At 72.4% G+C, this 9,311-nt stretch carries 8 protein-coding genes; 3 read left to right on the top strand and 5 right to left on the bottom strand.

Annotated elements, in window-relative coordinates:
* Positions 1-127 precede the first annotated feature (127 nt).
* A complete protein-coding gene (locus VIP82_RS21335; RefSeq protein ID WP_331912350.1) occupies positions 128-826 on the top strand; it encodes an alpha/beta hydrolase family protein in 699 nt (232 codons plus the stop codon).
* Here VIP82_RS21335 and VIP82_RS21330 read toward each other — a convergent pair.
* The gene (locus VIP82_RS21330; protein ID WP_331912348.1) at positions 802-2,001 is read right to left on the bottom strand and encodes a citrate/2-methylcitrate synthase; all 1,200 of its coding nucleotides are present in this window, start codon (positions 1,999-2,001) and stop codon (positions 802-804) included. The genes VIP82_RS21335 and VIP82_RS21330 overlap by 25 nt on opposite strands.
* A gap of 112 nt (positions 2,002-2,113) precedes the next feature.
* Between VIP82_RS21330 and VIP82_RS21325 the strand changes: the two genes are divergently transcribed.
* The gene (locus tag VIP82_RS21325; RefSeq protein WP_331912346.1) at positions 2,114-3,259 is read left to right on the top strand and encodes a citrate/2-methylcitrate synthase; all 1,146 of its coding nucleotides are present in this window, start codon (positions 2,114-2,116) and stop codon (positions 3,257-3,259) included.
* Between the two features lie 36 nt (positions 3,260-3,295).
* On the opposite strand, the gene VIP82_RS21320 is transcribed toward VIP82_RS21325, so the two are convergent.
* Genes VIP82_RS21320 through VIP82_RS21310 form a run of 3 tightly spaced genes read right to left on the bottom strand, consistent with a single transcriptional unit; the run spans position 3,296 to position 7,617 of the window.
* On the bottom strand, positions 3,296-5,116 hold the full coding sequence (locus VIP82_RS21320; protein ID WP_331912344.1) for a gamma-glutamyltransferase family protein: 1,821 nt from the start codon (positions 5,114-5,116) through the stop codon (positions 3,296-3,298).
* Between the two features lie 4 nt (positions 5,117-5,120).
* Entirely contained in the window at positions 5,121-6,554 is a 1,434-nt protein-coding gene (locus VIP82_RS21315) for an aminopeptidase P family protein (protein WP_331912342.1), read from the bottom strand.
* Between the two features lie 40 nt (positions 6,555-6,594).
* The gene (locus VIP82_RS21310; RefSeq protein WP_331912340.1) at positions 6,595-7,617 is read right to left on the bottom strand and encodes an endonuclease/exonuclease/phosphatase family protein; all 1,023 of its coding nucleotides are present in this window, start codon (positions 7,615-7,617) and stop codon (positions 6,595-6,597) included.
* An 84-nt stretch (positions 7,618-7,701) separates the two neighbouring features.
* On the opposite strand from VIP82_RS21310, the gene VIP82_RS21305 reads away from it, so the two are divergent.
* Positions 7,702-8,625: a PHP domain-containing protein gene (locus VIP82_RS21305; RefSeq protein ID WP_331912338.1), complete on the top strand. Its 924-nt coding sequence runs from the start codon at positions 7,702-7,704 to the stop codon at positions 8,623-8,625.
* 90 nt (positions 8,626-8,715) lie between these two features.
* Here VIP82_RS21305 and VIP82_RS21300 read toward each other — a convergent pair whose 3' ends face one another.
* Positions 8,716-9,150, bottom strand: a complete 435-nt coding sequence (locus tag VIP82_RS21300; protein WP_331912336.1) for an SHOCT domain-containing protein — start codon at positions 9,148-9,150, stop codon at positions 8,716-8,718.
* Positions 9,151-9,311 lie beyond the last annotated feature (161 nt).

Below are 9,311 nucleotides of genomic sequence, written 5' to 3'. Positions count from 1 at the left end.
TTTCCGGCACGCCGGCGGACGCCGCCGCAGCGGACGGCGCCCCCGCAGACCCGGCCGACGGCTCCGAGCACGACGCCGTCGGCGTCGACGCGTCGAAGGAGTCGCGCGCCGGCGACAGCGAGCGCGCATGAGCGCAGGCGGGGAATCCTCACGGATCGCCGTCGCGCTCCCGAACGGAAGCGCCGACATCTCGGCCGACCTCGTGACGCCGGCGGCGCCCTGGGCGTTCGTCGCCCTCGCGCACGGCGCCGGCGCCGGCTACCGGCATCCGTTCCTGATCGGCTTCGCCGACGCGCTCGCGTGCGAAGGTGTCGCCACGCTGCGGTTCAACTTCCCCTACGTCGAGGCTGGACGACGGATGCCCGGTCCCGCCGCCCACGCCGTCGCGACGTGGGCCGCCGTGCATGCCGCCCTGGTCGAGGGCGCGGACGGGGCACCCGTGTTCGCGATGGGCAAGTCGTACGGCGGACGCATGGCGTCGATGGCTGCCGCGGAAGGGGTGATCGATCCGTCGGGGCTGGTCTACCTGGGCTATCCGCTCCACCCGCCGGGGAGTCCCGACAAGCCCCGCACCGCGCACCTGCCGGATGTGCTGCAGCCGCAGCTGTTCGTCGAGGGCACCAACGATCCCTTCATCGATCCGCATGACCAGCTGGACGCGGCGGTCGCCACGTGCCGGGAGGCCGAGATCGCGTGGATCGAGGGCGGCGGCCACTCCTTCGAGGTCAAGGGCAGGAAGCGTCCGCCGGCGGAGGTCGCCGCCGACCTCGTCCCGCTGGTCGTCGCGTGGATGCGCGGGGTTCACTCCGGGGCAGGACCCACGTAGCGCCCCCGGGGTCGCAGCCGCATCGGGCGCTCGTCGTACTCGTCGAGCGCGTGGGTGATCCAGCCGGCGATGCGGCCGACGGCGAAGACGACGGCGCCGGCATCGTCGGGCATCGGGGCCCAGAGCGCGAGCGCCGCGAGGGCGAGATCGAGGTTCGGTCGTGCGTCGGCGCGACGCGCCACTTCACCGGCGACCGCGTCGACGGCCGCCATCACCTCGGCGGCGCCGGGCGTCTCCCGCAGCAGTTCCAGCAGAACGGCAGCCCGCATGTCGCCGCCGAAATACAGCGCCTGCCCGAACCCGGGGATGCCGCGCCCGCCGTCGCGCACCGCGCGGGCGATCGCCGTCGGGGCCGGGTCGCCCTCCTGCACGGCGCGCAGCATGCGTACGGCGGCGCGGCTCGCCGTGCCGTGCAAGGGCGCGTCGAACGCGCCCAGTGCGGCCGTGACGACGGCATAGCCGGAGGCCCGTGCCGAGGCGGCGATGCGCGCGGCGAGCGTCGAGACGGCGAGGTCGTGGTCGATCACGAGGACGAGCGCGGCGTCGAGCAGGCGCGGTCCGTGCGCATCGTCGGACCTGGCCAGCGCACGCCACAGCGTGGGAGCGATCGCGTCGGCGTCACCCTTCGGCGTGAGAGACGCGGGAAGGCCGGTGAGCAGTCGCGCACCGACGCGGATGAGCTGTGACGGGTCCGGGTCGTCGCGCAGGGGATCGGTGGCGCCCAGTGCCGTGACGGCGACCAGCACGCGATCCAGCGACGAGGCGGTCTCACCCAGGGCCGCGATCGTCCGGCGCGCCACGGCGAGGTCGTCGTCCGATGGACCCCGCAGCGACGGCACATCCCAGAGCCAGGTCACGACCTCTTCGAACGACTGCTCGCGTGCGAGGCGCGCGGCCGACCGCTCCCGGTAGTGCAGTTCGTCGTCGTCGATGTGGGCGAGGCTCGTGTCGAGCACCATGAGTGGAGTCCCCGGAGCAGCGGCTCCCGGCGCGGCGCCGGGCGAACGGCGGCGCCGTCGCGCGAACGCCTCGACCTCGAGCGGATCGAACGACGAGCCGGCGGCATCCCGCTCGCGCGAGAGGAGTCCCCGTGACACGTAGGCGTATAGCGACTCCGGTTTGACGCCCAGTCGTGCGGCCGCCTCCACAGCGGTGAGGCGGGGGAGATCGCTCATGATATTGATCCGATCAAGATTGACGAAAGCATGATCAAGTTCCGACACTGACTGTAGCGGCAATCGCCCGCCCGACACCCGGACGGACGGCCGGGAACGACAAGGAGCCGACATGAGCACGATGACACAGTCCGCCACGAGGGACGTCCCGCGAGGTCTCGCCGGCGTCGTCGTGGCCGAGACGACCGTGAGCGATGTCCGCGGCGCCGAGGGCTTCTACCAGTACCGGGACCGCTCGGCGATCGAGCTGGCGGCCTCGGCGACGTTCGAGGACGCGTGGCAGCTGCTCGTGACGGGCGAGACGGCGACAGGCGCGTCCCGCGCCGCCTTCACCGCCCGGGTCGCCGCCGCGGCGAGCCGCAGTGATGACATCGACGCCGTGGTCGACGCGGTCGCATCGGCGACGCCCGAGGTGCTCGCCGGCCTCGCTGCGGCCTGGCCGCTGCTCGGCACGCGGCGCGGCATCCGTCCGCTCTACGACCTCGACGAGGACCAGCGCCTCGACGACGCGATCGCGTTCGGCGCGTCGACGCCCGTGCTCGTCGGGGCGCTCTGGCGTCGGGGCCGCGGGGAGGCGGCGCTGCCGGCGCTCGACGGCCGGGGCATCGTCGCGAACTACCTGCACCAGGTGACCGGCGCCGAGCCCGACGAGGAGACCGAGCGCGCGCTCACCGCCTATCTCATCGCCGTCATGGACCACGGCTTCAACGCGTCGACGTTCACCGCGCGGGTCATCGCCTCGACGGGAGCGGATGCGGCGGCGTGTCTGGTCGGCGCCCTCGGCGCCCTGACCGGACCGCTGCACGGCGGGGCGCCGTCGCGTGCGCTCGACGGGCTGGACGCCGTGAGGAGCCCCGACCGCATCGAGCCGTGGATCCGCGGCGAACTCGCGGCCGGGAGGCGCCTGATGGGATTCGGTCATGCCGTGTACCGGACGGCGGATCCGCGGGCCGAGCTGATGAAGCGCGTCGCGCTGCGGACCGGCGGTCCGCGCGTCGAGCTGGCGGTGCGATTCCAGGAGACGGCCGAACGGCTGCTCGCGGAGGCCAAGCCCGGCCGCGACCTGCATGCGAACGTGGAGTTCTGGGCGGCGCTGGTCATGGAGCGATGCGGGCTGCCGCGATCGATGTTCACGCCGACCTTCGCGGTCGCCCGCACCATCGGATGGACCGCGCACGTCCTCGAGCAGGCGCGGGACCCGAAGATCATCCGGCCGTCGGCGCGCTACGTCGGCCCGCAGGTGCGAGCCGCCGCCTGACGAGACCGGCGTGGCGGCGAAACGCCGGCGCAGGACCTATCGACCGGCGGCGTACCCCTGCATGCCGCGAGGATTGGCGGCGCCCCAGACGACGCCGGCGGCGGCATCCCGTCCCACGGCCGACACCCGGCCGAGCGCCCAGTCGCCGGCGCGCGTCACGACGTGTCCCCGGCGCTCGAGGCCTTCGATCAGGGCGTCGCCCAGGCGGTTCTCGACGACGGCGCCGGCGGGCGTCCACGTGCGCGGCCAGAACGACTCGGGCAGCGAGGTCGTGTGCAGCGCGGGGGCGTCGATCGCCTGCTGCGGCGAGTAGCCGCCGACGATGATCCGCAGGAGCGCCAGCAGCTGCCACTGGTCCTGCTGGTCACCGCCGGGGGAGCCGATTGCGAACTCCGGCACACCGCCGCGCAGGACGAGCGTCGGCGTGAGCGTGGTGCGAGGACGCCGTCCCGGCACGAGCGAGGACGGATGCCCGGGCTCGAGCCAGGTCATCTGCAGGCGCGTGCCCAGGCAGAACCCCAGCGCCGGAATCGTCGGCGACGACTGCAGCCAGCCGCCCGACGGGGTCGCCGAGACGATATTGCCCCAGCGGTCGATGACGTCGAGATGACACGTGTCGCCGCGCGTCTCACCGGACGACGACACCCTCGGCTCAGCAGGCGCCACGGTCGGCTCCCCGGTGCCGAGCGCCGGCGCGTCGTAGGTCGTGCGCAGCGGTGGGCGGAACGCCGTGCGCCCCGGCAGCGAGCCGGGCCGGAACTCCGCCGAGGCGGTCTCGGTGATCAGGGCGCGTCGCGCGTCGAGATAGTCGGCGGACAGCAGCACGTCGAGGTCGACGTCGTCATCGCCGAACCAGCCGTCGCGGTCGGCGTAGGCGAGCTTCTGCGCCTCGAGGATCGTGTGCGCGCCGGCCTCCTGCGACGGATCGAGGAGGTCGTCGGCGAGAGGCTCGAGCAGACCGAGCGTCTGCAGCAGCGCCGGCCCCTGCGTCCAGGCGCCCGCCTTCGCGATCGTGTGCCCGCGGAACTCCCGCGTCACGGCCGGTTCGTAGCGCGCGTCGAAGCCGGCGAAGTCGTCGGCTGTGATGACGCCCGCGTGGGCGCCGCCGCCCGAGTGCCGATGCGGCTGCGCGAGGAAAGCCGACGCCTCGTGCGCCACGATCCCGGTCTTCCACTCCCGGCGTGCGGCGTCGATGCGGGCGGCGCGCCCCACCGGACCGTCGTCGCGCACGGTGCACGACGCGTGCACCAGCCCGTCGAGGACGGCGGCGTACGCCGGATTGCGCATGACCCGCCCGGCGGCGGGAGGTTCTCCGTCCGGCATCCACAACTCGGCCGACGTGGGCCAGTCATCCCGGAACAGCTCGGCCACCCGCGCGATGGTCGCGGCGGCGCCCGCCACCAGCGGGTGCCCGTCGCGGGCGTAGCCGATCGCGTAGGCGAGGACGTCGGTGAGCTCCCACGTCCCGTGGTCGCGCAGCAGCAGCAGCCAGGCGTCGACCGCCCCGGGCACCGCCGCGGCGAGGCCGCCGGCACCGGGTACGAGGTCGAGACCCTCATCGCGGTAGTGCGCGATCGTCGCACCCGCGGGCGCGGGCCCCTGGCCCATGAGCACCGTCGGGGTGGTGGCGTCCGCCTGCTGGAAGATCGCGACGAGGTCGCCGCCGGGGCCGTTGAGGTGCGGTTCGACCACGTGGAGCACGAAGGCCGCGGCGACCGACGCGTCGAAGGCGTTGCCACCGCGCTCCAGCACCGCCTGGGCCGTGGCCGTCGCAAGCCAGTGGGTGGACGCCGACATGCCGAACGTCCCGGTCAGTGTCGGGCGCGTCGTGAACGACGCCGGAGCGGTGTAGGCCACGGGCTCAGCGCCCGCCGGCCGCGATCCAGGCCTCGACCTCGTCCGCGGTCCGCGGGATGGCGGACGACAGGTTGACGGGGCCGTCGGCGGTCATCAGGATGTCGTCCTCGATGCGCACGCCGATGCCCCGGTACTCCTCGGGAACGGTGAGATCGTCGATCTGGAAGTAGAGCCCCGGTTCGATCGTGAAGACCATACCCGCCTCGAGGACGCCGTCGTAGTACATGTCACGGCGGGCCTGTGCGCAGTCGTGCACGTCGATGCCCAGGTGGTGGCTGGTGCCGTGCACCATGTAGCGGCGGTGGTGGCCGCCGCTGTCGGCATCCAGCGCTTCCTCGGCAGTCACCGGCAGCAGGCCCCATTCGGCGACCCGTGCCGCGATGACCTGCATGGCTGCTTCGTGCACGGAGCGGAACTTCACACCCGGGCGGGCCGCGGCGAAGGCGGCGTCCGCCGCTTCGCGCACCGTCTCGTAGACCTTGCGCTGCACATCGGTGAAGCGGCCGCTCACCGGAAGCGTGCGCGTGATGTCGGCGGTGTACAGGCTGTCGACCTCGACGCCGGCGTCGATCAGGATGAGATCGCCCGGCACCACGGCGCCGTCGTTGCGCGTCCAGTGGAGGTAGCACGCGTGGGGACCGGATGCCGCGATCGTGTCGTAGCCGACCGCGTTGCCGTCGCTGCGGGCCCGCTGATGGAACACGCCCTCCACGACGCGCTCGCCGCGGGGGTGCTCGACGATGGCGGGCAGGTTCGCGACGATGTCGTCGAAGCCCGAGGCGGTCACCTGCACGGCGAGCTCCATCTGTCCGATCTCGTACGCGTCCTTGACGAGCCGCAGCTCCGACACGAGCCGCGTGAGGTCGTCGTCCTCGTCGAGGACGACATCGCCGTCGCCGGACTCGAAGTCGTCGATGTGCGCGGTCGCGAGGGCGAGATCGGCAGCGACGCCGGCCAGCGCGGGCCGGGGACCGATCCAGAACTCGCCGATCGAGGCATCCGAGTAGAACTCGCTCGTCGTGCGGTCGGCGCGCTCGCGGAAGTACAGCGTGACGTCGTGGCCGCCCGAGGACCGCGGCTCGAACACCAGCACGGCACCGGGCTCGGAATCCGACGCCCACCCCGTGAGGTGCGAGAACGCCGAGTGCGCGCGGAAGGGGTAGTCGGTGTCGTTGCTGCGCTGCTTCAGCTCACCGGCCGGGATGACCAGGCGCTTACCGGGGAACGCGGCCGAGACCGCGTCGCGACGCCGCGCTGCGAAGGGCGCCTGCGGGCGCGCCGGGGGTGCGGTGTCGGGGCGCTCCGCCCATCCGGTGGAGATCGTGTCGAGGAAGCCCTGACCGAACGGCTGGCGCCGGTTGGTGCTGGTCGACGGCGGTGTGGCGGTCTCCGTGGTGCTCGTGGCGCCGGTGGACTGCTCGCTGGCTGCGCTGCTCATGCGTCCCAGTCTCGCACGCGCGAGCGGGTGCGAGACAGGTTCAGCCGGCCGGCTCGTACTGGACGATCAGCGGGCGATGGTCGGACCCGGACTCGTCGAGCGACCGCAGCACCAGCGACCCCGATGCACGCCACTGGGGGGTGGCCATCACGTGGTCGATGGGCGTGCCGAGGACGGCCGGCATATCGGCCGACCAGGTGCCCAGGGCGCCGTTGCCGGTCTCGACGGCGGCGTCGGTGCAGTGGCCGAGGGTGGCCCCGTCGAGCCCTAGACCCGTCATGTGGTCGACGGTCGCGTTGAAGTCGCCGGCCATGATCACGTTGCCGTCGCCGCACTGGTCTGCCAGCCACTGCAGGTCGTCGCGCCAGCTCTGCATGTAGCTCGGCCGGGGGGCGACTGCGTGCACGGCGACCACGATGGGGCCGTCGCCCGAGACGGGCATCGCGACGGCGCTCGGCACAGTGGAGGTGTTGCTGGTGCCGTCGAGGGAGGACTCGATGACCGCGTAGTCGCCCAGGTCGGGCGAGATCAGCAGCGTCGTGGACCCGGCATCCCATTCCGTGGACGGATCCGAGGCGTGGTGGGCCCACATCCGGTGGCCGAGGTCGCGCATCGCGAGCGCGACGCTCTCACCCGTCTCGATGGTGGTCTCCGGCAGGGCCACGATGTCGGCATCCATCGCGACGGCGATCTTCGCGATGGTCTCGGGCGGCGTCGCCGGGCCGGCCGTGTTCCACGTCATCACCCGGACGCTGGACTCGGTCTTGGCCGGCAGCGGGTCGGTGCCGAGGCCGCCGCGGGCCGACAGCACCGCCACGTTCGCGACCGTCGCGACCCCGGCGACGAGCGCGATCGAGAAGGCCAACGGTCGCAGCGGCCGCACGATCGCGAGGAGCAGCGCGAGCAGCGCGACCGCGGCGAACGCGAGTGCGAGGACGCCGCGGAACGACACGATCTGGGCGATCGGGTAGATGCGCTCGACACGGAAGAAGCCGGGGAACGTGAGCACCGCTGCGGCGATCGCGCACAGCACGGTCACGAGGATCCCGAGCAGGCGAAGCACGACCGCGACTCTATGCGAGCAGGCTGGGAGATCCGTCAGCGCACCGGGCGTGGCGCGGGTTAGCGCCCGCGCTACGCTCGGAGGATGCCCGGATCGTCCCGACGCCCGCTCCACGTGTCGCCGACGCGGCACGCGGAGCCCCGGAACGCGGGGGCACAGCGCTTCGAAGGCCCGAGCGATCTGCATCTGCACTCCGCGAACTCCGACGGCACGCAGCCTCCGGCGGAGGTGATGGCATCCGCGCATCGATACGGGGTGCGGACGGCGGCCCTCACCGACCACGACACGACTTCGGGATGGGCGGAGGCCGCCGACGCCGCGACGTCGCTCGGCATGACCTTCATCGCCGGCATGGAGCTCTCGGCCCGCCACGAATGGCGCAGCGTCCACGTGCTGGCGTACCTGCCGGATCCCGACGAGCCGGCGCTGCGTGCCGAGACCACCCGCATCCGCTCGTCGCGGCTGGATCGCGCCCGGCTCATGGCCGACCGGATCTCTCGCGACTACGACCTCGTGTGGGACGACATCCTCGAGCAGACGAGCGACGGGGCGACCGTCGGGCGGCCGCACATCGCCGATGCACTCGTGGCCCGCGGTCTCGTGCGCGACCGCGCCGAGGCCTTCGCCGGAATCCTCAACCCGGGCGGCGACTACTACGTCGCGCTGTACGCACCCGACCCGGTGACCGCCGTGCGGCTCGTCGCCGGCGCCGGGGGAGTGCCCGTCATCGCCCACCCCGCCGGGCGGGCGGGTCTGCTGCCGGGGCGCCTGATGGAGCGGATGCTGGACGCCGGCCTCGCCGGCTTCGAACTCGGACACCGCGAGAACCGGGATCCTGCCCTCACCACGCTGCGCGACCTCTGCCGCGAGCGCGACCTCATCGTCACCGGCTCGAGCGACTACCACGGCCTGGGCAAACCCAACCAGCCGGGCGAGAACACCACGACCGACGACATGGTCGCGCGCATCATCGAGCGGGCGACCGGAAACGCCCCTGTCTACCCGTGAGGGCGGACAGAGGCGTTTCCTGGCGGTGCGTGCCGCGGTTCAGGTGATCAGGGTTCGGCCGACAGGCCGGTGCTGATCAGGACCGGCTGATCAGCTCAGCGCCTTGGCCTTCAGAGCGTCGTACTCGGCCTGCGTGATCGTGCCCGCGTCGAGCAGACCCTTGGCCTTGGCGATCTCATCGGCAGCGCTGGCGCCGCCCGAGCCCGCGACGGACTTGATGTAGGCGTCCTGGGCGCTCTGCAGCTCGGAGGCCTGCTTCGCGCTGCGCTTGGCCATGCCGTTGCCGCGTGCGATGAGGTAGACGAGCAGCGTCAGGAACGGCACGAAGATCAGGAAGATGATCCAGACCGCCTTCCACCAGCCGTTCAGCTTGTGGTCGCGGAACAGGTCGCCGATGACGGCGAACAGCGCGAACAGGTACGCCATGAAGAAGAAGATCCAGAGGAACCACCAGATGATGTCCCAGAAGGAGCCCCAGAAGCCCTGGTACTCATATCCGGTGGTGACGGCATCGAGGATATGCACGATACGCCTTTCTTGACTGCGAGGTGACGGCGCCACGTGCGCCGCTTGCGCTCACCATAGCGCGGTCGCGGTGCCGCATGACGGCACCGCGACCGGAGAAGACGAATCAGGCGCCGACGGCGGCGCCGCCCGCGGGAGCGGACCCGCCGCCGCTGCCGCCG

It is taken from the genome of Microbacterium sp. (assembly GCF_036566905.1).
GTDB lineage: Bacteria > Actinomycetota > Actinomycetes > Actinomycetales > Microbacteriaceae > Microbacterium.
This window is presented reverse-complemented; position numbering and strand designations above follow the sequence as displayed.